Source organism: Brevibacillus sp. HD3.3A (genome assembly GCF_013284375.2).
Taxonomy (GTDB): domain Bacteria; phylum Bacillota; class Bacilli; order Brevibacillales; family Brevibacillaceae; genus Brevibacillus; species Brevibacillus parabrevis.
In genome coordinates this window covers 5,111,856-5,135,361 of the sequence record NZ_CP085874.1, presented here as the reverse complement: position 1 = coordinate 5,135,361, position 23,506 = coordinate 5,111,856, and the positions used below count along the sequence as shown (strand labels likewise).

General features: G+C 53.1%; 24 protein-coding genes. 12 read left to right on the top strand and 12 right to left on the bottom strand.

Annotated elements, in window-relative coordinates; all coding sequences use genetic code 11:
* The first annotated feature begins 129 nt into the window (after positions 1 to 129).
* The 3 genes from panE to HP435_RS23990 are packed head-to-tail and all read left to right on the top strand — an operon-like array spanning position 130 to position 3,272.
* Positions 130 to 1,059, top strand: coding sequence for a 2-dehydropantoate 2-reductase (panE, locus tag HP435_RS24000; RefSeq protein WP_122964390.1), 930 nt, complete (start codon positions 130 to 132; stop codon positions 1,057 to 1,059).
* Between the two features lie 47 nt (positions 1,060 to 1,106).
* Positions 1,107 to 2,042 (top strand): 4-hydroxy-3-methylbut-2-enyl diphosphate reductase, encoded by a 936-nt coding sequence (locus tag HP435_RS23995; RefSeq protein WP_173598525.1) that lies wholly within the window; start codon positions 1,107 to 1,109, stop codon positions 2,040 to 2,042.
* A 9-nt stretch (positions 2,043 to 2,051) separates the two neighbouring features.
* Complete coding sequence (locus HP435_RS23990; protein ID WP_173598524.1) at positions 2,052 to 3,272, top strand: MFS transporter; 1,221 nt, start codon at positions 2,052 to 2,054, stop codon at positions 3,270 to 3,272.
* Here the strand turns inward: HP435_RS23990 and HP435_RS23985 are convergent.
* A complete protein-coding gene (locus tag HP435_RS23985; protein ID WP_122964393.1) occupies positions 3,262 to 3,651 on the bottom strand; it encodes a cupredoxin domain-containing protein in 390 nt (129 codons plus the stop codon). The two genes, HP435_RS23990 and HP435_RS23985, sit on opposite strands and share 11 nt — an antisense overlap.
* 286 nt (positions 3,652 to 3,937) lie before the next feature.
* Between HP435_RS23985 and HP435_RS23980 the strand changes: the two genes are divergently transcribed.
* From HP435_RS23980 to HP435_RS23970, 3 genes are read left to right on the top strand one after another with little or no spacing between them, the layout of a single operon-like run.
* Positions 3,938 to 4,285 carry a PadR family transcriptional regulator gene (locus HP435_RS23980; protein WP_122964394.1) on the top strand — a complete coding sequence of 116 codons (348 nt, stop codon included), beginning with the start codon at positions 3,938 to 3,940 and terminating at the stop codon, positions 4,283 to 4,285.
* Positions 4,285 to 4,962, top strand: a complete 678-nt coding sequence (locus HP435_RS23975) for a permease prefix domain 1-containing protein (protein WP_173598523.1) — start codon at positions 4,285 to 4,287, stop codon at positions 4,960 to 4,962. The genes HP435_RS23980 and HP435_RS23975 overlap by 1 nt, the downstream gene beginning before the upstream one ends.
* A 1-nt stretch (position 4,963) precedes the next feature.
* Complete coding sequence (locus tag HP435_RS23970) at positions 4,964 to 5,524, top strand: DUF4825 domain-containing protein (RefSeq protein ID WP_173598522.1); 561 nt, start codon at positions 4,964 to 4,966, stop codon at positions 5,522 to 5,524.
* Between the two features lie 117 nt (positions 5,525 to 5,641).
* On the opposite strand, the gene HP435_RS23965 is transcribed toward HP435_RS23970, so the two are convergent.
* From HP435_RS23965 to HP435_RS23950, 4 genes are all read right to left on the bottom strand, one after another.
* On the bottom strand, positions 5,642 to 6,169 hold the full coding sequence (locus HP435_RS23965) for a GNAT family N-acetyltransferase (protein ID WP_173598521.1): 528 nt from the start codon (positions 6,167 to 6,169) through the stop codon (positions 5,642 to 5,644).
* A gap of 102 nt (positions 6,170 to 6,271) precedes the next feature.
* Positions 6,272 to 7,279 carry an inorganic phosphate transporter gene (locus tag HP435_RS23960; RefSeq protein WP_173596697.1) on the bottom strand — a complete coding sequence of 336 codons (1,008 nt, stop codon included), beginning with the start codon at positions 7,277 to 7,279 and terminating at the stop codon, positions 6,272 to 6,274.
* 18 nt (positions 7,280 to 7,297) lie between these two features.
* On the bottom strand, positions 7,298 to 7,915 hold the full coding sequence (locus HP435_RS23955) for a DUF47 domain-containing protein (RefSeq protein ID WP_173598520.1): 618 nt from the start codon (positions 7,913 to 7,915) through the stop codon (positions 7,298 to 7,300).
* Between the two features lie 76 nt (positions 7,916 to 7,991).
* Positions 7,992 to 8,606: a LysE/ArgO family amino acid transporter gene (locus HP435_RS23950; RefSeq protein ID WP_173598519.1), complete on the bottom strand. Its 615-nt coding sequence runs from the start codon at positions 8,604 to 8,606 to the stop codon at positions 7,992 to 7,994.
* A 144-nt stretch (positions 8,607 to 8,750) separates the two neighbouring features.
* Between HP435_RS23950 and HP435_RS23945 the strand changes: the two genes are divergently transcribed.
* Positions 8,751 to 10,199 (top strand): aminotransferase-like domain-containing protein, encoded by a 1,449-nt coding sequence (locus tag HP435_RS23945; protein WP_173598518.1) that lies wholly within the window; start codon positions 8,751 to 8,753, stop codon positions 10,197 to 10,199.
* A gap of 108 nt (positions 10,200 to 10,307) precedes the next feature.
* Here the strand turns inward: HP435_RS23945 and HP435_RS23940 are convergent, their stop codons facing one another.
* The 7 genes from HP435_RS23940 to HP435_RS23910 all read right to left on the bottom strand — a co-directional run bounded on the left by HP435_RS23940 (position 10,308) and on the right by HP435_RS23910 (position 16,215).
* Positions 10,308 to 10,640, bottom strand: a complete 333-nt coding sequence (locus HP435_RS23940) for a spore coat protein (RefSeq protein ID WP_122964733.1) — start codon at positions 10,638 to 10,640, stop codon at positions 10,308 to 10,310.
* 16 nt (positions 10,641 to 10,656) lie between these two features.
* Positions 10,657 to 10,965, bottom strand: coding sequence for a ferritin-like domain-containing protein (locus HP435_RS23935; RefSeq protein WP_122964402.1), 309 nt, complete (start codon positions 10,963 to 10,965; stop codon positions 10,657 to 10,659).
* Between the two features lie 115 nt (positions 10,966 to 11,080).
* Positions 11,081 to 11,893 (bottom strand): hypothetical protein, encoded by an 813-nt coding sequence (locus tag HP435_RS23930; RefSeq protein ID WP_122964403.1) that lies wholly within the window; start codon positions 11,891 to 11,893, stop codon positions 11,081 to 11,083.
* A gap of 59 nt (positions 11,894 to 11,952) precedes the next feature.
* Positions 11,953 to 12,795, bottom strand: coding sequence for a pyrroline-5-carboxylate reductase (gene proC / locus HP435_RS23925; RefSeq protein ID WP_173596700.1), 843 nt, complete (start codon positions 12,793 to 12,795; stop codon positions 11,953 to 11,955).
* A 21-nt stretch (positions 12,796 to 12,816) separates the two neighbouring features.
* Positions 12,817 to 14,085: a glutamate-5-semialdehyde dehydrogenase gene (locus tag HP435_RS23920; protein WP_122964405.1), complete on the bottom strand. Its 1,269-nt coding sequence runs from the start codon at positions 14,083 to 14,085 to the stop codon at positions 12,817 to 12,819.
* A gap of 58 nt (positions 14,086 to 14,143) precedes the next feature.
* Entirely contained in the window at positions 14,144 to 15,244 is a 1,101-nt protein-coding gene (gene proB / locus HP435_RS23915) for a glutamate 5-kinase (RefSeq protein ID WP_122964406.1), read from the bottom strand.
* A gap of 350 nt (positions 15,245 to 15,594) precedes the next feature.
* Positions 15,595 to 16,215: a hypothetical protein gene (locus tag HP435_RS23910; RefSeq protein ID WP_122964407.1), complete on the bottom strand. Its 621-nt coding sequence runs from the start codon at positions 16,213 to 16,215 to the stop codon at positions 15,595 to 15,597.
* 198 nt (positions 16,216 to 16,413) lie between these two features.
* Between HP435_RS23910 and HP435_RS23905 the strand changes: the two genes are divergently transcribed.
* From HP435_RS23905 to HP435_RS23885, 5 genes are all read left to right on the top strand, one after another.
* Positions 16,414 to 16,830 (top strand): hypothetical protein, encoded by a 417-nt coding sequence (locus HP435_RS23905; RefSeq protein ID WP_122964408.1) that lies wholly within the window; start codon positions 16,414 to 16,416, stop codon positions 16,828 to 16,830.
* Between the two features lie 175 nt (positions 16,831 to 17,005).
* Entirely contained in the window at positions 17,006 to 17,731 is a 726-nt protein-coding gene (locus HP435_RS23900; RefSeq protein WP_122964409.1) for an ABC transporter ATP-binding protein, read from the top strand.
* On the top strand, positions 17,724 to 19,385 hold the full coding sequence (locus HP435_RS23895; RefSeq protein ID WP_173598517.1) for a putative ABC transporter permease subunit: 1,662 nt from the start codon (positions 17,724 to 17,726) through the stop codon (positions 19,383 to 19,385). The genes HP435_RS23900 and HP435_RS23895 overlap by 8 nt, the downstream gene beginning before the upstream one ends.
* Positions 19,386 to 19,622: 237 nt before the next feature.
* On the top strand, positions 19,623 to 20,738 hold the full coding sequence (locus HP435_RS23890) for an S-layer homology domain-containing protein (RefSeq protein ID WP_173598516.1): 1,116 nt from the start codon (positions 19,623 to 19,625) through the stop codon (positions 20,736 to 20,738).
* A gap of 352 nt (positions 20,739 to 21,090) precedes the next feature.
* Entirely contained in the window at positions 21,091 to 23,499 is a 2,409-nt protein-coding gene (locus HP435_RS23885) for a 3-hydroxyacyl-CoA dehydrogenase/enoyl-CoA hydratase family protein (RefSeq protein ID WP_173598515.1), read from the top strand.
* Positions 23,500 to 23,506 lie beyond the last annotated feature (7 nt).

The window sequence follows — 23,506 nt, the reverse complement described above, 5'->3', positions numbered from 1 at the left end:
CAATGTTCGTCAAGAGGTTTTCTAACTTTATATGTTAGTTTTTCTAACATGATATTGCGGGGTTTTGAAATTGGTTCCGGTTTTGTAGAATATAGACGAACTATTACGAATAAATGGAGGCGAACGGCGATGAAAGTATTGGTACTGGGAGCGGGCGGAATTGGCGGTTACTTTGGCGGCAGATTGGCGGAGTCAGGGGTGGATGTAACGTTTCTGGTGCGCGAACGTAGATACAAGCAAATGCAAGAGCGGGGATTGCGGGTGCAAAGCATTCACGGCGACTTGCATCTGGAACAGCCGCAGATGATTCAGGCGGGGGAAGCTGCGGGGCCTTTTGACGTCGTATTGTTGTCCAACAAAGCGTACACGCTAACAGAAAGCATCGACGCGATTGCTCCCTACGTCAGTGAACATACGGTCGTCATCCCGTTGCTGAACGGAATCGCTCACATGGAGCTGCTGTGGGATCGCTTCGGGCGCGAGCGTGTGCTGGGAGGGCTTTGTTTTATTGAAACAACGCTGAATGCAGAGGGCGATGTCGTGCAAACCAGCCCGATCCACGATGCGGTGTTCGGGGAATGGGAGGGCGGAAAAAGCGAGCGTGTCGAGAAGATCGAGCAAGCTTTTGCCAATATTAACGGAACGATGCGGGCCAGCAACAACATCCAGCGAGAGGCTTGGCACAAATACTTGTTCATTGCGACGTTCTCCGGGATCACCACGCTCATGAACTCCGCTGTCGGTCCGATTCGCGAAGCGGCGTACGGTGTAGAGCTGACAAGACAGCTGGCTGAGGAAATCGTTTCGGTCATGCAAGCTCTGGAAGCACCGATCAAGCCGGACATCGTCGAAAAGCAAATGGAGACTTTCCAAAACCAGCGCCCGCAGACGAAGTCCTCCATGCTCCGCGACATGGAAAAAGGGCTTCCGGTCGAAGCCGACCATCTGCAAGGCTACCTTTTGGAGCGAGCCGAGCAAAGCGGCTTGTCCACTCCGCTTTTGAAAGTTGTCTACAATAATCTGAAGGTTTACGAACTGAAGCGGGAAGAAGGCAAATAAGGTATAATAGTGGGCGAACATCATTAGAAATTTAGGAGGGGTTATAGATGGAAGTCATCAAGATTTCCCCCCGCGGATATTGCTATGGTGTTGTCGAGGCCATGGTCTTGGCAGCGCGTACAGCCAACAATCTCGACTTTCCCCGCCCGATTCACATATTGGGCATGATCGTACACAATGCCCACATCGTTGAGGCGTTTGAAAAACAAGGCGTCAAAACGTTGGACGGAGAAGACCGGATGGCTCTCTTGGATCAGATCGACGAAGGAACCGTCATCTTCACCGCGCACGGCGTCTCTCCCGAGGTGCGGAAAAAAGCAAGGGACAAAGGGCTGACAGTAGTCGATGCGACCTGCCCGGACGTGACCAAAACACACGATCTGATCCGTGAAAAAATCGCGGACGGCTACCATGTGATTTACATCGGGAAAAAGGGGCATCCAGAGCCGGAGGGCGCTGTCGGCATTGCGCCGGATCGCGTGCATCTCGTGCAAAAAATCGAAGAGCTGAAGCAGCTCGACGTACCGACTGACAAACTCATCGTGACCAATCAGACGACGATGAGCCAGTGGGATGTCAAGCATTTGATGGACGCCATTCTGGAGCGCTTCCCAGGGGTGGAAGTGCACAACGAGATTTGTCTGGCAACGCAAGTTCGTCAAGAAGCGGTGGCTGGCCAGGCAGGAGAAGCCGATCTGTGTCTCGTCGTGGGCGATCCGCGAAGCAACAACTCGAACCGATTGGCCCAAGTGTCGGAGGAGATCGCGAATGTGCCGTCCTATCGGATTGCCGATTTGTCCGAGCTGGACATCGAATGGCTGCGCGGAAAGAAAAACGTGGCGGTTACGTCCGGGGCGTCTACGCCAACTCCTTTGACCAAGGAAGTCATTTCGTTCCTGGAGCAATTTGACGAGTTCAACCCGGCTACATGGGAAAAGAAACGGACTGTCGACATGACGAAAATTTTGCCGAGGGTGAAATAGGAGAGCCATATGCCAGGATCACAGGTCGGTATCGGATTATCGGGCGCTGGCGGGAGATACTTCAGTCTCAGCGCCCTTTACCTTTTTATTTATTACGGGTTTGGGGCATTTTCTCCGCTCATTACCCAGTATTACAATTCCATTTCGCTCACAGGCACCCAGATTGGATTGATCAGTGCCGTAGCCCCAGTCGTTTCGATTATCGCTCAGCCGATGTGGGGCCTTTTTTGTGACCGCTTTCAAATTCGCAAAACTGTGTTGATTCTGACACTTGTTGTCTCGGGATTGGTAGGATTGTTTTTCATCGGGACGTCTGCCTTTGCTTTTGTCTTTTTGCTTTACCTGATCCTGTCGTTTTTTCAAAGCGCGATTATCCCGGTCTCCGACAGTCTGGCGTTGGGATATGCGAAAAAAAACGGGCTGCAATTCGGCGACATCCGCTTATGGGGAGCGGTAGGGTTTGCGCTTGCGGCATTTGTCACAGGGCTGCTGGTTGAGAAGCTGGGGCCGTCCGTGCTCTTTTATTCTTACTGTTTCGCGCTGTTGATCGCCGTGCTGCTTGTGTTGCGCGTACCGGATGAGTCGCAGGAGACGCCGCGCTTTCGGGTTGGCATGCTGACTGGCATGCGCGATCTGCTGCGGATGCCGCGCTATTTGTTGTTTCTTTTGGCGTCGTTTTGCGTGCTCGGAGCTGTGAACGCGAACAACATCTGGTTTTCGCTGTTTTATCAGGAGATTGGCGGCACTGTGGCGGGAGTAGGGCTGGCTTTTCTGTTGTTCGCAGGCAGTGAAGCGCCGTTCATGAAGCTGGCAGGCATGATCGTGCGGCGGTGGGGGCTGGAGCTGACACTTTTGCTCGCCGCTGTATTCGGAGCGGCACGCTGGCTTTGGTACAGCTCGGCTCCAAGCACGACGCTGGTCATCGCCATGTTTTTCGTCCAGGGAATTTCGGTCGGATTTTACTTGGCGACATCCGCCCAATTTGTGCGCGAAAATACGCCCGCTTCCCTCCAGGTGACGGCGCTGGCCATCTTCTTTTCCGTGGGAGGCGGGCTGGGAACGATGCTGTGCAATCTGGCGGCTGGCTGGATCAAAGATTCCTATTCCACGCTAGGCATTTATTTATTTTTCGGGATCATCACGGTAATCGGGATCATTCCGTTGGTGATGATCAAATTCGGGCCGTGGAAGCAGCGTTCGTTCGACGAGGACGCGGAGGTTACTCAATAATGAGCATGCCCTGATAGCCGCTTTCCGGATAGCCAGGTGCATCCGAAACGAAGAAGAACCGCCCTTTTTTAGCGGCGGAAAACTGCAACATGGTCGACTGGGTAGGCTTCAGCTCCATGGAAGCCAGGTTCAGCTCGCGTATGGACAGATTGTGCGGCCGGGTGTCTGTGTTGACGATCATGAGGGAGACTCGCTCGCCTTCTTTGGCAGACAGCTGGCTGGGGAGAAAGCCGGCGCCGGAAATCGTGACGGTGTGCGTCCGCGTTGTGGCGGCGTAGGAAGTAAGCATGTGTTGATGATGATGCGTCCAAAGCAGCGTTAATGTCACGGCAAGTGCGAGGAGTGGATAGCGAAGCTGCCGGAACCATTGACGAGACATTTTGCATTCAGCTCCTTTGCGGCAATAACATGGTGGTTGTAGATTGTACTATTATCCTGTCCTCAGTCATTGCCCAATAAACACATTTTTCCTCAGCCCCCGACGCAAGGCGAAATGCTGCCATGGCGGGCGAAAGGTCTGTGCCTTGCAGGAGTGAATAGTGAAAAGCTCTCTTGAAAAAGAGGGCTTTTTCTTTTTGCGGAACAGAGCGATTCAATCTATCTCACGCATATTACTTTGTCACACATAGTAATATGTGCTATGCTGTACTTGCGAGGTGAGCCGGATGAGTGACAAAGGCATTAGCAGCGATTTGATCCGCGGACACATCGATACGATCATTCTGCGGGTTTTGTGTGAAAAAGACAGTTACGGATATGAGATCATCAAAACGATTTTTCAAAACAGCGAGCAGCAATATGAATTGAAGGAGCCTTCCCTGTACACCAGTCTGAAAAGATTGGAGGGGCAAAAGCTCATTTCGTCATATTGGGGCGATGAAAGTCAGGGCGGCAGGCGCAAATATTATCAGATCACCGCAGAAGGCAGGGCGGCATATGCAAGCGCGCTCGCTTCGTGGCAGGTCGCCAAACGGTTGATAGACAAGCTGATCGCCAGACAGGAGGAAGCGTGATGGAACATCTGCAAGCTCATGTGGAAAAGCTGTTTTACAAATACAAAAAGAGCAACCAGATAGAAGAGTTGAAGTGGGAAATGCTGAGCAATCTGGAAGCGCGAGTCGCGGATTTGGTCGCAGACGGGATGGAGCTGGAAGAAGCGATGCGTGTCGCCATCGAGCAGCTTCCCTCGGCGGATCAGCTCGTCGGGGAAAAGCGCAAGGTATACGTCGCGATCTTTTTGCAGGAGCTGGTACAGCGCGCGCTTTTGTACACCTTGGTCGCCTGGGTGCTGACGATGCCGCTGCGGATATGGGGAATGGGCATTTTGCTGAATCACAGTTTGCTTGCCCTTTGTTTGCTGGAAGGAGCTGTGTTTGCTGTTTTGCTCGGGATAAATCGGAAGACTGGCAAGCGAAAAGCTGTCGAGCTGAGCCTTCGCTCTGCTTTTACTTTGCGAAAAACGGCCTGGTTGCTGTGGGGATTGTATATGGCTGTATCGGTTGCGTATACGACAGCGCTGCATTTTGGCAGCGATATTTGGTTCGCCAGGGAGATCAGCCTGTCCGGGCCGTATCAGTTTGCCACGGTCGCCGTAGAGTATGTGTTGCCCCTCGTCTCTATCATCGTGCCGCTGTTGTTGCACGTCGTCCCAGATGTGATGATGCAGTGCGAAGCGAGGGAGGAAGATTGAGATGAGAACGAAGCTGATTGTTTTGCTCGCGGTAATCGGTTTGGGGATGTTTGCCTTGATTCAGGGCGTCATCATTCCTGACAGAGAGCTTGCTGCCAAACAGTATTTGGAAGACCAGCAAAATCCGCTGACACACGATTTGCAAACGATTTTGCCGTACAAGCACAAATACATGGGGGCGGTTTCCAACCTGAATTTGTTCAACCATTTGCCGTTGAGCAATGAGCGGCGCTCGTTTCAGCTGCGTCCCGAGCAATTTGCGATTGAGGTCAAGTACGAAGCCAGCGAGTTGCGTTCCGACGAGAAAAAGATCAGGCAAGCTCTGCTGTACAATTCTGTTGCGGCTTTTGCCCTGATTGACAATTTGCAAATCATCGAGTACCAGTTCGTGGACGAGACGCTGACGATTGCCCGCGCCGACATTCAAAAAGCGTTTGGAGACGATTTGGATTTGAAGTCGCTGTTGACGACAGACAAGTGGCGGTCCGAAGTGCAGGAGAAGTGGAGAGACGAGGCGTTTTTGGCAGAGAGTGTGAAGTTGCTGCAAGAAAAGCGGCAGTAGAGGTGGGAAAAGCAAGAAGTCTTCTGTTTGGGGGTCAGTCCCGTCTCCCGGCAAGCAGGGGAAGGCTTGCTTTTTCTGTTTGGCCGGGAGCAGGCTTGAGGGCCGCTTGCGCTTGCCTTAGGCAAAAAACGCTGGAGAATAGCGAACCGTTCCATGGACGCCATCCAGACCGCCAGGAACAAGCTCCAGCGCCATGAATGCTTCGTCCGGCACTTCAAAAGGAGCGCGGATATCCCATTGCGAAGCGGGACGGAAGCCGAACTTGGGGTAGTATTTCGCATGTCCGAGCACGACGATCGCTGTATACCCAAGCTCTTTGGCGATCTCGATCGACTTGTTGATCAGCGCAGTCCCGATTCCTTTTCCTTGCTGGGAAGGGAGGACGGAGACGGGAGCCAGGGCGAGCGCCTGATGGGAGGAGCCGCCAGCGTGAACGATCTCGATTTTGCTCAGCAACAAATGTCCGATGATGCTGTCGTGCTCTTCATAGACGAGTGACAGGGCAGGGATGAATGCGTCGGATGCTCGCAAGCGCGAAACCAAAAGATGCTCGCTGTGATCACTGAAAGGCTCATCGGCAAAGGCGGCTTGTACTACTTGCTCGGTTGCGAGATAATCGCTCGGTTTTTCTGCACGAATCGGCATGATCTATTCCTCCGAATGTCTTTTCCCCATTGTACATCAAGCTGATTCAGATGGCGTACTGGCGATCACATTCGCGAAGGCGGCTTTGAATACAGCCCCCCATTAAAAAAACAGGCTTAACACGTAGTAAAAGAAAGCAGCAAGCAGCGCGGAGATGGGGAGGGTGATAAACCACGTAATGATGATTCGCTTGGCGACGCCCCAGTTGACCCCTTTCAGCCGTTTTGCCGCCCCGACGCCCATAATTCCCGACGAAATCACATGGGTGGAGCTGACCGGAAGCCCCAGTTGTGTAAAGGTAAAAATGATCGTGGAGGAGCTTAAATCGGCGGTTGCGCCGTTGATCGGCTCGATTTTCGTAATTTTGCCGCCGACGGTCTTGATAATTTTCCAGCCGCCAACAGAGGTGCCAAGCCCCATCGATATCGCGCAAATCAGCTGGACCCAAAACGGGATGGTCGCCGTATCAGTATGCAAGCCAGCAGCTACCAGGGCAAAGACGATAATGCCCATCGCTTTTTGTGCATCGTTCGTTCCGTGTGTAAAAGATTGCAGGGCGGCGGTGACGATCTGAAAGTAACGAAAGCCCCGGTTCACTTTGGCGGGCGGGATGTGGATGCTGCGAAACACGGCGTAAACGAGCTTCATCAACACAAAAGCGGCGACGAGCGCGATGATCGGCGACAAAATCAACGCCTCGAAAATTTCGATGAAGCCGTTCCAGTTAATTTGCTGCACGCCGGCCGAAGTGAGAACCGCTCCCACGACTGAGCCGATCAACGCGTGGGAAGAACTGCTGGGAATGCCGTACCACCACGTAACCAGGTTCCAGAAGATCGCGGCCAACAGCGCAGCCAGCACGATCAATACGCCAAATTCCAGCTTGGCGGGATCGGCGATTTTTCCTCCGATCGTTTTCGCGACTCCGGTAAAGGCGAGAGCGCCGACAAAATTCATCACGGCAGCCAGCGCAATAGCCGTTTTCGGCGGCAATGCTTTTGTCGAGACGGTGGTGGCGATCGCGTTGGCCGTATCGTGGAAGCCGTTGATAAAGTCAAAAGAAACAGCCAGCACAATAACAGCCACAACAAGAGGCAGGCTTGTATGCATGAGAGTAGCCTCCTAGGTTTATGTATTGCCCATGATTACAGTCTCCATCGCGTCAGCGACATCCTCGCAATGATCCATGACGTCCTCCAGTACCTCGTAAATCTCCTTGAACTGCATAATGTGAATCGGATCGCTCGACGCTTTGAACAGCCGGCGAATACTTTCCCGCTCAAGCTCATCCCCGGTACTTTCCAAATCGTTGATCCGAATAATGTACTCCTTCATGCCTGGCAGCTTTTGCTTTTGCAACAGCTCGATGGCGAGCAAAATTTGCTGGGTAGAATCCTCGATCAGTTGGCCGAACCGCACCATCGTTTCATCCGGCTCCATGATGTCGTACATGTAAAGGCGAGCCGCACACCCTTCCAGACCGTCCAGCACATCGTCCAGCTTGATCGCCAGGTTCATCACGTCTTCACGCTCGATTGCCGTGATGAACGTCTTGTTGATGCGCACAATGATTTCGTGGATCAGCTTGTCGCCCTTTGACTCAAGCACTTTCATTTCCTCGGCAAAGCTTTTTAAGGTGTCCAGCGAATTGATTTTATATTGGTTGAAATACACAGCGGAATCATGCACGTTTTTGGCGATTTCGTACAAGTCGTCCAAAAGGGCATCCGATTTGGTAAAAAGCATAAAAAGACCTCCACATCGTAAGTCGACTAGACATAGTGTGAGTGGAGGCGGGTTTCGTTATTCACTTTTCGCAAATCTAGAGCGAAAGGAGCTGGCTTGCCATGTAAACGGCGACACCCCACATGATCAGCGCCGAAACGATGTTCAATGTGCGCAGCAAGCTGCCGGAGCGATCCAGCTTGCCCGTGATTCTGCCTGCCAGCGCCAAGCCGAAAAACCAGAGGCAGGATACGAGAATGCAGGCGAGCGTAAAGCCCCACTTTTCCGTGCCTGCATAGCTGAGCGAGCTGGTCCCGATTATGCCGATCGTATCGAGGATCGCATGCGGATTGAGCAGCGACACCGAAGCGGCAAACATCATTTGCTTTTTCGCGGAAAAGCTTTCCTTCTCTCTGTTTTCCGGATCGGGACGGCTGCGCCAGGTCAAGTAGCCCATGTACAGCAAAAAGCAGACGCCGATTATGTACAAGACCGTTTTCAACCAGGTCACGGTCAACACGATCAAGGATACGCCGAGAACAGCGAGCAAAATCAGGATGGCATCGCATACGGCAGCCGTAACAATGACAGGTGCGGCTCGCCACAACGTAGGCTGCGAAGCTCCTTGATTGAATACAAACACGTTTTGCGCTCCAAGCGGCAAAATCAGCCCAAAGGCGAGCACAAAACCGTGCAAAATGGCTTCGGCCACGATTTCTTCCTCCTTTTTCCCATAAGCACATGAGTGATTGCGTTACCGACATTATGGCGGAGGAAGGGCGGAATGTCTCCAGCCAATTGGTTTGCTCGCATCCCAACCAATTTGTAAAATGGACGTAAGAGGAGGAGAGAACGGATGCTGACGATTGACTGGAAGCCGGACAAAGCGGGAGACATGCCTGTGTATGCCCAGATTGTCGCCTATATAAAAGGGAAGATTGCCGGGGGCGAATGGCCGATCAACAGCAAGCTGCCTGCGCAGCGCGCTTTGGCCGCAGCTTTCGGAGTGAACCGCAGCACGGTTGTGACCGCCCTGGAGGAGCTGAAAGCGGAAGGACTGATTGAAGCGACGGTCGGCAGCGGTTCGGTCGTCTGCAATAACTCGTGGTCGCTCTTGGCCACTACGCCGCCTCCTGATTGGCTCGGGTACGTGCAGTCGGGCACGCATTTGCCCAATTTGCCGACGATTCAAGAGATTAATCGCTACGAGCCAGATCCGCGCTACATCCGGCTGGGAACGGGAGAGCTGTCGCCGCGGTTGATTCCGACAGCGGAGATGGAGGATGTTCTCGCTGATTTGCGGGGAAAAATGACGCAGCTTGGCTACCCGGAACCAAAAGGGCTGCTTCCGTTGCGCGAAGCCATCAGCGCGCATCTGCTCACGCGAGGAATCGCAGCCTCGCCAGCATCGATTTTGGTTGTATCGGGAGCGTTGCAAGCGTTGCAGCTGATTTCCCTCGGCATTTTGCACAAAGGCTCGACGATTTTGCTTGAGCAGCCATCCTACTTGTTTTCGCTGCCGCTGTTTCAGTCTTCGGGAATGAGACTGGCAGGTGTTCCGATGGATGAACAAGGAATATCGCCACAAGCCCTCACACGGCAAAAGCAGCTTCACAACGGGGCGCTGTTGTATACGATTCCCGCCTTTCACAATCCGACCAGCATTTTGATGAGCGAACAGCGCAGACGCCAGATCATGGCGACATGCGAAAAAGCGCAATTGCCGATTTTGGAGGACGATGTGTACGGGGAGCTGTGGCTGGACGCGCCGGGACCTGCTCCGCTGAAAGCGAGTGATCGAAGCGGGCTGGTGCTTTACATGGGCAGCTTGTCCAAGACGCTAAGTCCTGGCTTGCGGATCGGCTGGATTGTCGGGCCGCAGCCGGTCATCGAACGGCTGGCTGATGTGAAAATGCAGATTGATTACGGCTCCAGCGCCCTCTCGCAATGGGCCGCAACCGAGTGGCTGACGTCAGGACGCTACGAGCGTCATCTGAGGCACATTCGCCAGTCCTTGCGTGTGCGAAGAGATCGCATGTGCGAGTTGCTTGCCCGCTGGTTTGGCGATTTGGCCGACTGGCATGTTCCCCAAGGAGGATTTTACGTCTGGCTCCGCTTGCGCCAGGCTGTGTCGATGCGCAAGCTGTTTACCCAAGCTTTGGCGGAAGGCATTTTGCTCAATCCTGGCTATGTGTACGACCAGACGGACAGCCAGCATTTGCGCTTGTCTTATGCGTATGCAGATGAGGCAGAAATGGAGCGGGCGCTACACACTGTCGCCAAGCTATTGAGGGCAAGCGAGTGAAAAGCGATCAATGAAAATGAATTGCGCCAGATTGTCAGCGCAAAACAGCCACGACCCGCAAAACAGAACGGGCCGTGGCTGTCCAAGACGGATGCTGCGTGAGCAGGCTTAATGATAAGGGAACTGGGTGGAATACCCGGAGAACTGCTGGTACGCTTGCTCCAGCTTTTGCTGTTCTGCCGCTTCGAGCTTGTACCAGCCTTTTTGGAACATCAAGTTGTACGCTTCCCGCGCTGATTGGTGCGTTTCATCCAGCATCTGCATCATATCGGCGTGCAGCTGTTGGTGGCTCGCTTCACGAACAGCGACGTTCAAGCCGTCGGTCACGTATTTGCATGTTGCCAGGCAGTCGTTGATAAAGTCGCGGTCGTTCATTTGCGGACCTTTGACTTGTGGCAGTTGACCGGATTGCGGATTGGCGATCTGATTTTGGTTTGGCATCGTCATTTTCCCTCCCTTACTGCATTTGTTGCTGCTGTTGTTGGGATTGCGTCTGCGGCAAGGTAGCCATGATCGCTGTGTTGTTGTTCTGGAGATGGGAGAGCAGCTTCTGGTAATGCTGTTGGTGCATGCGTCCGGTTTTCTCCAGACATTGTTTTACATCCGGGTCAGTCGCTTGCTGGGCAAAGAAATGTAGCTTCTTAAAGGCAAGCAGCTCCCAGGAGAGCGCGTCCTTTATATAGCTCAAGTCTTTTGTCGAGATGACTTTGGGCGGCTCGGGAATCGGCGCTTGCGTAAAAGGCAGGGAAGACATGATGGATGGCATCTGATTGCTCCTTTCATGTTGAGATACATGTATAGGATGGACAACTCCGAAGCAAGTAACCCTGCCTGTTTCCGGCAAAAAAAAGAACCGATCAGCGCAGGATCGGTTCCATATATTACGAATGAGACAGCTCCAGCGAGGCGACCTGGATGTCGATACTGGCAGGAGCGATATTCAGGCAAAAGCTTGCTTCCTTGTGCAAATCCTCCTGAATGTCGCGGACGAGCTTGGTTATATCCGTCAAATAAGGCAGCTTGAGCGCCAATGTAATTTGAAGCCGCGGCAAATCTTCAAACGAGAACAGCACTTTGACGACCTGGCTGACTTCCTCATAGCGGCTGCATGTAGCCTGAGCGATTTTGCGCAAAACTTGCGGGTGAATGACGATCCGTCCGCCGGAAAAAGGCGGATGCACGACGGTCGATTCTCCGATGACCTCTTTTTTCGAACTGAATATTTGGGTGGCGGAGGAGATCAGCCGTTGCAAAAAGTCTTTTTCCACTTCGACGCGCGGAATCGGAATGACGTGTCTGCCCATCGTTTCCCGTACATAGCGGGCAGCCTCGATTTCCTGCGGCGGTTTGATCGATTCGATGGGAATGTATTCGATGGAAGCGGGCAAATGCAGCGCCTCTACAATCCGGGTGATCATGCGCTGGGACGTGCCGAGAATCAGCAGCCGTCCCGGTTGATGCTGTTCGAGACTGCGCCGCACTTCCTCGGCGTGCTCCTCGTAATGAAAAATCGCCCGTTTGACAGCCTGGATTTTCGTCTTTTCGTATTTGGCGGAGGTTCCGGCCACCTTGCGCCCCTGGTAGATCAGGATGCCATCGTCAATAATGGCGTCGATGTTCATGCGATGGGCGAGTTCTAGTGCGCTGGAGCTTTTTCCTGTGCCACTGGTTCCGTACAGGGCGTAGATTTCCATGGAATCCCTCCTTCGACTGTTTTTTTCTATTATACAAGAAGCAGAAGAGGGACAAAAGCTTAGCGGTACTCGGCACCCATTTCTCTGGACCGTTCTGTCGCCCGCAAAATCGCGGCGGTGACGGCCTCCTGAAATTGATACGATTCCAACACGGCAAGCCCAGCCTGCGTCGTTCCTCCCGGACTGGTCACTTGCTTGCGCAGCAAGGCTGGCTCCGCTCTTGTTTCCAGCAGCATCGTAGCGGCTCCGATTACGGTTTGAAGCGTCAGTTGGCGGGCCATTTCCCGATCCAGTCCCGCTGTCGCACCAGCGCCCATCATGGCTTCGACCAGGTAGTAAATGTAGGCGGGACCGCTGCCGGACAGACCCGTGATAATATCCAGCTCTTCTTCCGCGACTTCGTACACGGTGCCAATCGCTTCGAACAGGCGCGTAGCGAGAGTAAGCTGCTCTGGCTGAACAAAAGCGTTGGCGCTCATCCCGGTTGCGGACAGCCCGACAGCAGAAGAAGTGTTGGGCATCGTGCGAATGATCGGGCAGTCAACGCCCAGCCATTCCCCGATCAGGCTGGTGGAAACGCCAGCGACTACGGAAATGATCAACTGATGGGGAGACACTTTTCCGCGAAGCTCCATCAGCGCTTCCCCCGCATCTTTTGGCTTGATTGCCAAAATTAATATATCGGATGTGCGGGCTACTGCGAATTTGTCCGTCGAGGTGCTTACGCCGTAGGCAGTAGCCAGCTCCTCCAGCCGTTCGAGGTTGTTCCGGTTTGTGACCGTCATTCGCTCAGCCTGAATCAAGCCTTTTTTCAAAATTCCCGAGAGCATCGCTTCGACGATGGAGCCGGCTCCGAGAAAGCCGATTCGTCCGTTTGTGATGGCGGTTGCTTGGTTGCTCATAGCTGTTATCCTCCTTTTGGACTAGCGGATTTGTCCCGTGCCGCGCACGACGTATTTGTAAGAGGTGAGAGCAGGCAGTCCCATAGGCCCGCGAGCGTGCAATTTTTGCGTACTGATGCCGATCTCGGCCCCGAAGCCAAATTCGCCGCCATCGGTGAAGCGGGTAGACGCATTGTGATAGACGGCAGTAGCATCGACGGAAGCCAAAAAGTGCCGGGCTGCCTCCAAGTCCTCCGTCACGATTGCTTCGGAATGCCCTGTGGTATGTGTGGCGATGTGCTCAATCGCTTCTGCCAGACTGTCCACCGTGCGGACAGCCAGGACGAGATCGGAGTATTCCGTATCCCAGTCAGTCGGCTCAGCGCTGACCAACAAGTCGGCGAGATCGTGGTGAACTGCTCGCGTCTTTTCGCAGACGCGCAACTCGACCCCGGCTGCCAGCAGCTTCTGCAAAAGGGAGCGCTGGGAATCGTGCGCCCAGCTTGCATGGATCAACAGCGTTTCCGCAGCGTTGCAAACGGCAGGCCGGCTTGTTTTGGCGTTGACCGCGATTGCTTCCGCCATGTCGTAGCGGGCGGCTTGATCCACGTAGATGTGACAATTGCCCACCCCTGTCTCCAACACAGGCACGCTTGCCAGCTTTAGCACCCGCTGAATCAACCCGGCGCCGCCGCGAGGAATGATGACGTCCACGAGTCCGTTGGCGGTGCATAAAACGTCGACAGATTCATGTTCGGCAAAAGGCAAATATTGGACAGCTTCTTGCGGAAGGCCAGCGACCGCCAGCGCTTCGCGAATCGAGCGGACGAGCGCCAGATTGCTGTGAACCGCGCTGTGGCTGCCGCGCAGGACGATGGCATTCCCGGTTTTGAGCGCGATCGCTGCCGCATCTACCGTGACATTCGGCCGGGCTTCGTACACCATGCCGATGACGCCAAGCGGAACGCGAACTTGCTCGATGACAAGACCGTTGGGCCGGGTCCATGAGTCGATTTGCTGCCCGACGGGATCGTCAAGAGCCGCCAGCGAAGTCAGGCTGTCTGCCAAATCTGTCATCCGCGCAGGCGTCAGACGCAAGCGATCGAGATAGGAAGCGGGTTGCCCGTCAGCTTCCGCCTTGGCGATATCTTGTTCGTTGGCTGCCAAAATGATCTTAGTGTCTGCCAGCAGCTTTTTCCCGATTTCCGTGAGAGCTTTGTCTTTTTCCGCTCGGCCAAGCAGAGCCATCTGCCGCGAAGCCTGCTTTGCCAGTGAGAGTTGTGCCAGCACGTTTTCCTTCAAGCTTTTCATTTTCTCCCCAACTCCTTGTTCTTTGTCTCTTTGTCTATAAAAAGGCGCTAAAAAACGCTTACCGTGTCGGTGTCCATTCATCGCGATGTATGACTGTGCCGCTGCGTCGCGTCAAGTTGGAAGGAGAAAGAGAAGCGAGCAACTGGTCAGCGCCATATCTGCTGACGCCCCGTCCGATCAGGGAACCGTCGCAATACACTTCAATGACTTCGCCTTCCGCGAACTTCCCTGAGACTTCGCGCACCCCCGCAAGAAGCAGGCTGCGGCTTTTCTCTAAAATCGCTTCTGCCGCTCCGCTGTCGACCGTGATCGTGCCGCGAACAGGGGAGTGCAGCGCAATCCATTGTTTGCGGGTAGAAACGCCGGAGGAGGAAGGAGCTTCCGGGTGATAGCCGACATAAGTGCCATCGCCGTTGCCTGCCAGCGCTTGCACGAGATCTGCTGGTTGCGCCAATTTTCCGATAAAGCTTGGAATCCCCAGACCTTGCGCCGTTCGCGCTGCAATCAGTTTGGAGCGCATCCCGCCAGTACCTAGCTGCGACGCCCCTTTTGCCAGTGCCTCGATTTCGTCCGTGACTTCTGCAAGCGAGCTGATCCGCTGGGCGTCAGGATGGTAGCGAGGGTCTTTGTCATACAGTCCGTTCGTATCGGTGAGAATCATGTACAAATCGGCGTGTACCAAGCCTGCGACCAGTGCGCCGAGCATGTCGTTGTCGCCAAAGGTCAGCTCTGCGACCGATACGGTGTCGTTTTCGTTGATGATCGGCAAAATGTTTTTGTCGAGCAAAAGCGACAGCGTCTGAAAAGCGTGCTGATACCGCTCCCGGTGCGAGAAGTCCCCCCGCGTCAGCAAAATTTGCGCCACGCTGAAGTGGTGGGCAGCGAACATTTGCGTGTACGTTTGCATCAACAGACTTTGGCCGATGGCTGCGGCAGCCTGCTTTGCTGCCAACGAGCGGGGGCGCTGCTGATAGCCGAGACTTTGATAACCGCTTGCGACTGCTCCCGAAGAAACGAGTACAACCTGATGCCCGGCCGCGCGGAGCTTGCTGATGGCTGCGACGAGCAGCGACATTTTTGCGGGATCAACTCCACCGCCCACAGCGGCAATCGAGCTGCTGCCCACTTTGACAACGAGACGCAATTTTCCCTTCTTCATGCTTTAACCTCCTAGCTAGGACAATAAAAAAAGCCCAATCGTCTCTTTGATTAAGGACGAAAGGGCATGTTTAGCCTTACGCGGTACCACCTTATTTGACGTTTGCGGACAGGGAAGTCCAGTCGCAAACATCCGGCTCTCTTTCTTTGATAACAGGTGAAAGAAACCTGTCCAGGTCTTCCCTGGATGCTCTGGGGTGGGTTCGAACCGATTCATGGGCGAAACCTCTCAGCCGCTGGATTTCGCTCTCTGGACCTGAAGGGCGGTTTTACTGTTCCCCGTCATTGCCGATCACTATGCGCTTATTAATTCACTATTATTCTGTAGGCCCACAAGAAATGTCAAGAGGGTTATTGAAATTGTTCGCTGCCATATGCTCCCGATCTGGCCTTGATCTCGAAGCGCTTCGTCTTCTGATCGCGGACGAGACGGTAGCGCAGCGTGCGGTCGGAGGCAAAAGACGAATCGGTTGCGTCCTGCACCGTGACATCCAACTCGCCGTTGCTTTTGGCTACTGTCGTATTGCGCACGGAGATGAGAACCGGATAGTCCACGCGCGGAATGGCGACAAATACTTTGTCCTTGATCAGCTTGGTAGTCAGCTTGTCGTACATGGACAGAGCAAGCGGCATGCTCCAATAACGACCGAAGTAGCCGACGATTTTGTCTTTGCTCTCAAATTGCTTCGGCAGCTCCCGGAAGACCAGCCCATCTTCGTAGACGGTTTTGCCTTTCGCGTTGTCGAGCGCCGCGAAATACACTTCTTCCAGTACATGCTCTGCGCGGTTCAAAAACAGCACAACGTCCATTTTGTTGTCGCCGAGCTTCTGAATAGCGGACAGCTTCACAGGCTTGTTTTGGGCTTTCGTCTTGCTTTTGCTCTCCTCTTTGGCGGGCATCGTGCAGCCGACAGAGAACAGAGGCAAGGAAAGAGAAAGAAAAATCACCCAGTTTTTCCAGTTGTTTTTCATGGCGCACCTCTTTTGAAAAAACGGTAGTTTCCTGTTAGCGTGTGTGGGAAAAGAGATCAATAACCAAGAGAAAAGCTGCCAGTTGCCAAAGGATGAGGTTTGCGCGGAAAAAGGAAACAGGATAGGGGTTGTCTGACACACGGATTATGTCTATCATGAAGAGAGTTGTGCAGATCGAACAATTGAGGTGGAAAATAAATGTTTGGATTTGGAAAAAAGGCAAAAAAACCGGACGGTATTGATATTTTGATCATCAAAACGGTCGATGCCAAAAACCGTAATTTTTACCAGGTAGCTTTTCCGAGCGTAGTAGCAAATGATGTACTGTCTATGCTGCAAAAACTGGAAAAATCGAAAATCAACCAGCAAGAGTTTTTGGGGGAAATCGGCGGATTCCGGATCGTTACCCATCTGGAAGCGCTGACCAGCTATGACGTGCTCGACGATGCTGACATGGAAGCACATCCTATTCAAATTCCTGACTTCGCCAATATGCTGCTGCGCCGTCTGGAAGCGTTGGATGAGAGCGGAGCGATGGGAGAATCCGAGGATTTGGCTTTTATCATGGGCGAGTTGACCATGCTGCGCGACGGCAGCTTTGTGCCGCAAAACTAAAACGAAAAAACGTAAGGTATCTGCTGGCTCGTGCCGGGCAGAATACATCAGGGGCCGTGGGAGAAACCGACGGCTCTTTTGCGTATTCGCAACTTTTGGGCAAGACCGTTCGTATACATAAGGTGGAAGCTGCTGGAAACAGGCTGGGAAAGAGCGCGGGCTAGGAGGGACAAACATGATTGAACTGGTGAATGTGACAAAAAGCTACAACGGTGCGACAAAAGCAGTCGACCAGTTGACGCTGACCGTGCCAAAAGGCGAGATATTCGGGTTTCTTGGCCCAAACGGCGCCGGAAAAACAACGACGATCAAGATGGTGACAGGAGTGATTCGCCCCGACCAAGGCGAGATCACGATTAACGGAAAAAATATTGGCACGACCCCGCTTGAAGCCAAACAGCAATTTGGCTATGTGCCCGATAGTCCCGATCAGTTTTTGCGGCTCAAGGGGCTGGAGTACGTCAACTTCATGGCCGATATGTACCAGGTGCCAAAAGAAGTGCGGGGGCAGAGAATCATGGAGCTGGCCAGAAGATTCGACATGACGAGCGCACTGGGCGATTCCATTCAGAGCTATTCGCACGGCATGCGGCAAAAGATCATGATCATGGGCGTGCTCGTGCACAATCCGGAAGTGTGGATTCTCGATGAACCGCTCACAGGACTTGATCCGAAATCGTCGTTTACGTTGAAAGAAATGATGCGGGAGCATGCAGACAGTGGACGGACCGTCTTTTTCTCCACCCACGTGCTTGAGGTGGCCGAAAAGTTGTGTGATCGGGTTGCGATCATCAACAAGGGGAAAATTTTGTTTTGTGGCACCTTTAAAGAGATGCAGCAGCATTTTCAGTCGGACGTGTCGCTGGAAAGCTTGTTCCTGGAGTTGACCAAGCATGAATAAAGTAGTGGGTTTGACAAAAGTGCTGCTCAAAAACGCAGGAGGGACGAAGCAAAAAGCCAGCGCCTGGAAGACGGTCCTGATTATGATTGCGATTGCCATGGGAATGATCCCGATGATTCTCGGGGCTGTCGTCTTTCTTTCCGCGCTATATGACGGGCTGGAACTGATCGGGCAGCAGGCCGCATTGCTCGGACTCGGGGTGACAGTGGCTTCCCTGGCGATTTTTATGTTCGGAATTTTGTACGTTCTGAGCGTTTTTTACTACTCGCAGGATGTGGAGCAGCTATTGCCTTTGCCTCTGTCGCCTGGGCACATTCTCAGTGCAAAATTCCTGGTTGCACTGGTCTATGAGTATCTTACGGCACTGGTCTTGCTGGGGCCGCTTCTGATAACATACGGAGTGAAGAGCGGAGGGGGCTTTTTTTACTATTTGTTTGCCCTGTTCATTTTTTTGCTGGTGCCGATCTTGCCGCTCGTGATGGCGGCTCTCGTCGTCATGCTGTTCATGCGCTTCACAAACGTAGGCAAAAGCAAGGAACGCTTCCGCTTGATCAGCGGTTTGCTGGCGATTGGTGTCGCGCTCGGCTTCCAGATGTTTGTGCAGCGTCAGGTCAGCAGCAAGGCGGACAGCATTGAACAGTTGCAACAGATGATCGTCAGCCAGGAAAACGGACTGCTGAACATGATTACGCAGTTCTTTCCGGCAAGCAAGCTGGCAGCCCTCGCCCTGCAAAACAGCGGAACGTTGCTCTCCTGGGGCTTTCTCGCCAGTTTCCTGCTGGTGGCACTGGCGAGCTTCGGCGTGTTTCTGGTGATTGGAAACCGTTTTTACTTTGCCGGGGTAATGGGAATCAGCGAAGCGGTGGCCAAGCGAAAAATGGTCGGTGCGGCCGCTTTTCAAAAGCTGATCCGTGAGCGCTCCAGGCTTGCGTCTTACTTTTTAAAAGAATGGAAAATACTTTGGCGAACGCCCGCGTTTTTGCTGAATTGTACGTTATCCAGCATCCTCGTTCCGCTCCTTGTTTTGCTGCCGCTTTTGGCACGAGAGGATAGCGAAAAGCTGATTGCGCATTTGCAAAGCCTCATGCAAGGCGAGCAGGCGGGCGGGATCGGCCTGGCGATCGTGTTCGGGGCGTTTTTGATACTGGGCAGCATGAATAGTACATCGGTAACAGCCATCTCTAGAGATGGGCAAGGGTTTTTTTACAATAAAACATTGCCGATCGGGCCTGGGCAGCTGATATTGGCGAAGGTGCTGCCGGGATTGCTCCTCAGTGGCATCAGTGTTCTTGTGCTGCTGGCCGAAGCTGCCTGGCTGCTGGCGCTGCCTGGCGAGTTCCTCTTGTTCGCTGCCTTGTGCGTGATTCCGTCCGTGCTGTTCACCAACCTGGCAGGCATCGCGATTGATCTGCTTCATCCCAAGCTTGGATGGGGTTCAGAACAGGAAGCAGTAAAGCAAAACATGAATACGTTGCTGCTGTTTATGATCGGCTTGGTGGCGGGAGGGTTGGTCGTTGTGGCTAACTTCCTGATCGGGGCTTCGCTTTGGGTCACGGCTTTGGGACTTTTTGTGCTTTTTGTACTCCTCGATTTTTTGATTTACAGACTGCTTGTTGCCAAAGGACCAGGATGGCTGGAAAAGATCGAAGAGTGAGGATACGCTAGGATGCTTGCAAAAGCCGTTCTCCCCTTGATGGAGCGCGGCTTTTTTTGCTTATGACGTTTTACCGAGCACATTTTGCGAAAAGAGGGTATAAAGAAGTGCGTGATACCGCCCGATACATGTAAGGGAGATCGTTTTGCATTCGGGACTATAGTCGGTTCCGGGGCGACGCTCGCAAGGGAAAAGGGAATAAAGACTCTGGCAAAGGAGAAAGGAGTAACTGCAAACATGATGAAGCGTTTTGCTCTCTGTTTTTTGATGGCATGGCTGCTTGTTCAGGCTGTGTGGACGAGCGGAGCGAATGCCGCCGCTGGTTTTGACGACATCGATGGACACTGGGCAGAGCAACAAATTAATGAACTGGCGAGCCTGGGGATTATCAAGTCGAACGGCAAACACTTGTTTTATCCCAACAAGCCGATTTCACGCGGCGAAGCTTTGGCGCTGCTCAATCGCGTTGTTGAGAAAGTATACGGTTCGCTCGATCTTCCGCAGCGGAAGGAAAATCTTGACTACAACTTTCTGCTCCGGGGGGAAGTAGAACAGCTGCTGGTCAATATGAAAACGGTTTGGCAAGTCGAGACAAATGCCCTGTCGACGTACGATCCTGGCGACAGGATGCTCTATTACTTGTATCTCGCTGAAAGCGGTCAGTTGATCAAAAAGCAACAGAAAGAAAATCCGAAATGGTGGCTGTCCAGTGCAGCTTTGCAGCAGTCGCTGTCTAGAGAAGAGGCCAGCCTGTTGCTCTTCCATGTGCTTGCACCGCAAAAATTCAGAACAGCCAATCTAAAACCACAGGACGCGGCTACGTACTTCGACAGCTTCTATGAGTGGAAGCAGGATCGGTATTACCGCGATACATACTCGCCTTACCCATTGGCTATTCGAGAGTTTCAGCTGTTTTTGACGGAAAAGACATTCTCGCCTGACAAGGTCATGACGCGGGCAGAATACGCTGTAGTCATGAAGCGCTTGCTTGATTATTATCGCATAGACACGCTGGCCCAATTTCGTGCCGCGATCAATCAGCAGCAAAAAATCGCTCAGTTGTATTTGCGTTCAGCCAATTTGGCCTGGGAGAAAAAAGATCAGGCCCGTTTGTCCGTCGTATTTAGTCCTGACGCATTGAAAAGCATGGCCGCGCTCCCGCAAGTTCCCAAGTACAACGGCCCGGTAACGATCACGAGCAAAGTAGACATCAATGATCCGAAAATTCTCTGGCTGATCGGTTTTTATCCCGATCCGGTAAAAGGAGATTTTCAAATCGAATACAAGCTGGAGCAGGCAGACGCCAATGCATTTGGACGCAAAATTACTGCGGTAATCTACAGCGAAAAATAGACAAAGCAATCAGGGCATTCGCGATGGATGCCCTGATTTTTTTAAATGCCGCACCGACAAGTGACGATTGCAAATGACAGAATTTTCGATTACAATAAAACTGAACGGTGACTCAGTAAGTGGCAGCCGGATCTGACATCTCAAGGCGGGAACTTTAGCCAATATGCGAGATGTATTTTTTGGCCCATCTACTGAATGAGTATTCATTCAACTAAGACATGAGCTTTTGCATACAGGAATATCTTTAAGAATGGTAGAAGTAAATAAAATGATCTAGTAGTCAGAAAATTATGGGATTATGGCAACAACCGTGAGTAGCCTCGACAGAGGATTTCTAAAGGAGGATTTGGAGATGGAACGCAAAATTCGCAAAGCGGCGGTTCTCGGTTCCGGTGTCATGGGTGCGGGAATTGCAGCTCATCTGGCAAACGTCGGGATTCCTACCTATTTGCTTGACATCGTGCCACGGGAATTGACGGCGGACGAGAGCAAAAAGGGACTGACACTGGCTGATTCTGTCGTCAAAAACCGGATTGCACAAGCGGGCAAAGACAGGCTTTTGAAAGAAAAGCCGGCACCGCTTTACGATAAAAAGAACATGGAACTGATCACGGTAGGCAACTTCGAGGATCATCTGCCACTCCTCGCAGAAGTCGACTGGATCATCGAAGTAGTCGTGGAAAATCTCGATGTGAAGAAAAGCGTCTTCGCCCAGGTAGAAGCCCATCGCAAGCCAGGGACGATCGTCACTTCGAATACATCCGGTGTGTCGATCAACGAGATGGCAGAAGGGCGCTCGGACGATTTTCGCAAGCATTTTCTCGGCACGCACTTTTTCAACCCGCCGCGCTATCTGAAGCTTTTGGAGCTGATCCCGGGGCATGATACCGATCCGGAAATCGTCTCGTTCATGAAGCAATTCGGGGAGCATGTGCTCGGAAAAGGCATGGTTGTCTGCAAGGACACGCCGAACTTCATCGCCAATCGCATCGGTACATACGGGCTGCAAGTCTCGATCCACGAGATGGTGCGCCTCGGCCTGGGAGTGGATGAAGTCGATGCGTTGACTGGTCCGGTCATCGGCAGGCCGAAAAGCGCCACGTTCCGCACGCTGGATGTCGTCGGTCTGGACACTTATGTGCACGTGGCGGGGAACGTCCGCAACAAGAGCACGGATGAAGCGGAACGGGCTGTTTTTGCGGTGCCGGAGTTTGTTTTGCAGATGGTGGAGAAGCGCTGGATCGGTCAAAAGGCCGGGCAAGGATTTTTCAAGCAGGTCAAGTCGGCGCAAGGAAAAGAAATTTTGGCGCTCGATATCAACACCTTGGAGTATCGCCCGAGCGTGAAGCCGAAGTACCCTTCCCTAGATGCTGCGAAGACGGCAAAAACGTTGCCGGAAAAACTGCGCGCGCTCGCATACGGCAAGGACAAGGGCAGCGAGTTTGTCTGGAGCGTCTTCAAGAAAGTTTTGCTGTATTCCGCTGAAAAAGCTTACGAAATCGCGGATGACATCGTCGCAGTCGATCAGGCGATGAAATGGGGCTTCGGCTGGGAGCTTGGTCCGTTCGAGACGTGGGATGCGATCGGCGTGGAAAAATCAGTCGCCAAAATGCGCGCGGAGAACGAACAGATTCCGGCGCTGGTCGAGGAGCTTTTGGCAAGTGGAAAAACGACGTTCTATCAGAAAGCGGAAGGACGGCGCGAAGCCTTTTCGATCGGCGGCAAGTATAAAGCGATAGAGGAAGACAAGAAAAATATCAATCTCGCTGCCCTCAAAGAACAAGGCAAGCTGATCAAGAAAAATGCAGGCGCGGCGTTGATCGATCTTGGCGACGGCGTTGCGTGTCTGGAATTTACCTCTCCCCATAACGCGCTCGGTCTGGATGTGCTGCAAATGGCGAACCAGGCTGCGGAAGAGGTGCAAAAAAACTTCGCGGGTCTGGTCATCGGCAATCAGGGCAAAAACTTCTGCGTCGGGATGAATCTCGCGATGGCCTTGATGGAGGCGCAGGATGAAAACTGGCTGGAGCTAGACATGCTCGTCAGCAACTTCCACAAAGCCGCTCGCGCGATTCGCTACATGCACCGTCCAGTCGTCGCAGCACCTTTCGGCATGACGCTCGGTGGCGGCGTCGAGGTGACCTATCTCGCTGACCGTGTACAAGTAGCGGCAGAAACGTACCTCGGACTCGTCGAGGTCGGTGTCGGGCTGTTGCCAGGCGGCGGGGGAACGAAGGAAATGCTGTTTAGGGCGATGGAAAACGTGCCGGAAGGAGGCAGCATGCCAGTTGATCCGTTCCCGTTCGTCGCAAGAGCTTTTGAAACGATTGCGATGGCAAAAGTGTCGACCAGCGGACAGGAGGCAATCAATCTCGGTTATTTGCGGCCGACCGACCGGATCAGTGTCAATGCGGACCACCTTTTGTACGATGCGAAACAGCTTGTGCTTGCGATGGACCAAGAAGGCTACACGCCGCCTGCGCCGCGCAAAATCCGCGTGATCGGGGAGACGGGCTACGCCAATTTGCGCCAAAACATTTACGCGATGAGAAAGAGCGGCTACATTTCCGAGCACGATGAGCTGATCGCAAGCAAAATCGCCTATGTCATGTCCGGCGGAAATGTGCCGGCGGGTACGGAAGTGACAGAAAGCTACATTTTGGAGCTGGAGAAGCAAGCGTTCCTTGCCCTGATCAAGACGCCGAAAACCCAGCAAAGAATGCAGCATATGCTGACGAAAAACAAGCCTTTGCGCAACTAGGGGAGGG

Bases quoted from the DNA above. Each gene is read 5' to 3' on its own strand.
- HP435_RS23995 (WP_173598525.1), top strand. From the start codon at position 1,107: ATGGAAGTCATCAAGATTTCCCCCCGCGGATATTGCTATGGTGTTGTC.
- proC (WP_173596700.1), bottom strand. From the start codon at position 12,795: ATGAGCAACCAAGCAACCGCCATCACAAACGGACGAATCGGCTTTCTC.
- HP435_RS23975 (WP_173598523.1), top strand. From the start codon at position 4,285: ATGGAACATCTGCAAGCTCATGTGGAAAAGCTGTTTTACAAATACAAA.
- HP435_RS23980 (WP_122964394.1), top strand. From the start codon at position 3,938: ATGAGTGACAAAGGCATTAGCAGCGATTTGATCCGCGGACACATCGAT.
- HP435_RS23885 (WP_173598515.1), top strand. From the start codon at position 21,091: ATGGAACGCAAAATTCGCAAAGCGGCGGTTCTCGGTTCCGGTGTCATG.
- HP435_RS23895 (WP_173598517.1), top strand. From the start codon at position 17,724: ATGAATAAAGTAGTGGGTTTGACAAAAGTGCTGCTCAAAAACGCAGGA.
- HP435_RS23910 (WP_122964407.1), bottom strand. From the start codon at position 16,215: ATGAAAAACAACTGGAAAAACTGGGTGATTTTTCTTTCTCTTTCCTTG.
- HP435_RS23935 (WP_122964402.1), bottom strand. From the start codon at position 10,965: ATGCCATCCATCATGTCTTCCCTGCCTTTTACGCAAGCGCCGATTCCC.
- HP435_RS23985 (WP_122964393.1), bottom strand. From the start codon at position 3,651: ATGTCTCGTCAATGGTTCCGGCAGCTTCGCTATCCACTCCTCGCACTT.
- HP435_RS23900 (WP_122964409.1), top strand. From the start codon at position 17,006: ATGATTGAACTGGTGAATGTGACAAAAAGCTACAACGGTGCGACAAAA.
- HP435_RS23920 (WP_122964405.1), bottom strand. From the start codon at position 14,085: ATGAAAAGCTTGAAGGAAAACGTGCTGGCACAACTCTCACTGGCAAAG.
- HP435_RS23990 (WP_173598524.1), top strand. From the start codon at position 2,052: ATGCCAGGATCACAGGTCGGTATCGGATTATCGGGCGCTGGCGGGAGA.
- HP435_RS23965 (WP_173598521.1), bottom strand. From the start codon at position 6,169: ATGCCGATTCGTGCAGAAAAACCGAGCGATTATCTCGCAACCGAGCAA.
- HP435_RS23970 (WP_173598522.1), top strand. From the start codon at position 4,964: ATGAGAACGAAGCTGATTGTTTTGCTCGCGGTAATCGGTTTGGGGATG.
- HP435_RS23955 (WP_173598520.1), bottom strand. From the start codon at position 7,915: ATGCTTTTTACCAAATCGGATGCCCTTTTGGACGACTTGTACGAAATC.
- HP435_RS23960 (WP_173596697.1), bottom strand. From the start codon at position 7,279: ATGCATACAAGCCTGCCTCTTGTTGTGGCTGTTATTGTGCTGGCTGTT.
- HP435_RS23930 (WP_122964403.1), bottom strand. From the start codon at position 11,893: ATGGAAATCTACGCCCTGTACGGAACCAGTGGCACAGGAAAAAGCTCC.
- HP435_RS23945 (WP_173598518.1), top strand. From the start codon at position 8,751: ATGCTGACGATTGACTGGAAGCCGGACAAAGCGGGAGACATGCCTGTG.
- panE (WP_122964390.1), top strand. From the start codon at position 130: ATGAAAGTATTGGTACTGGGAGCGGGCGGAATTGGCGGTTACTTTGGC.
- HP435_RS23940 (WP_122964733.1), bottom strand. From the start codon at position 10,640: ATGCCAAACCAAAATCAGATCGCCAATCCGCAATCCGGTCAACTGCCA.
- HP435_RS23905 (WP_122964408.1), top strand. From the start codon at position 16,414: ATGTTTGGATTTGGAAAAAAGGCAAAAAAACCGGACGGTATTGATATT.
- proB (WP_122964406.1), bottom strand. From the start codon at position 15,244: ATGAAGAAGGGAAAATTGCGTCTCGTTGTCAAAGTGGGCAGCAGCTCG.
- HP435_RS23890 (WP_173598516.1), top strand. From the start codon at position 19,623: ATGATGAAGCGTTTTGCTCTCTGTTTTTTGATGGCATGGCTGCTTGTT.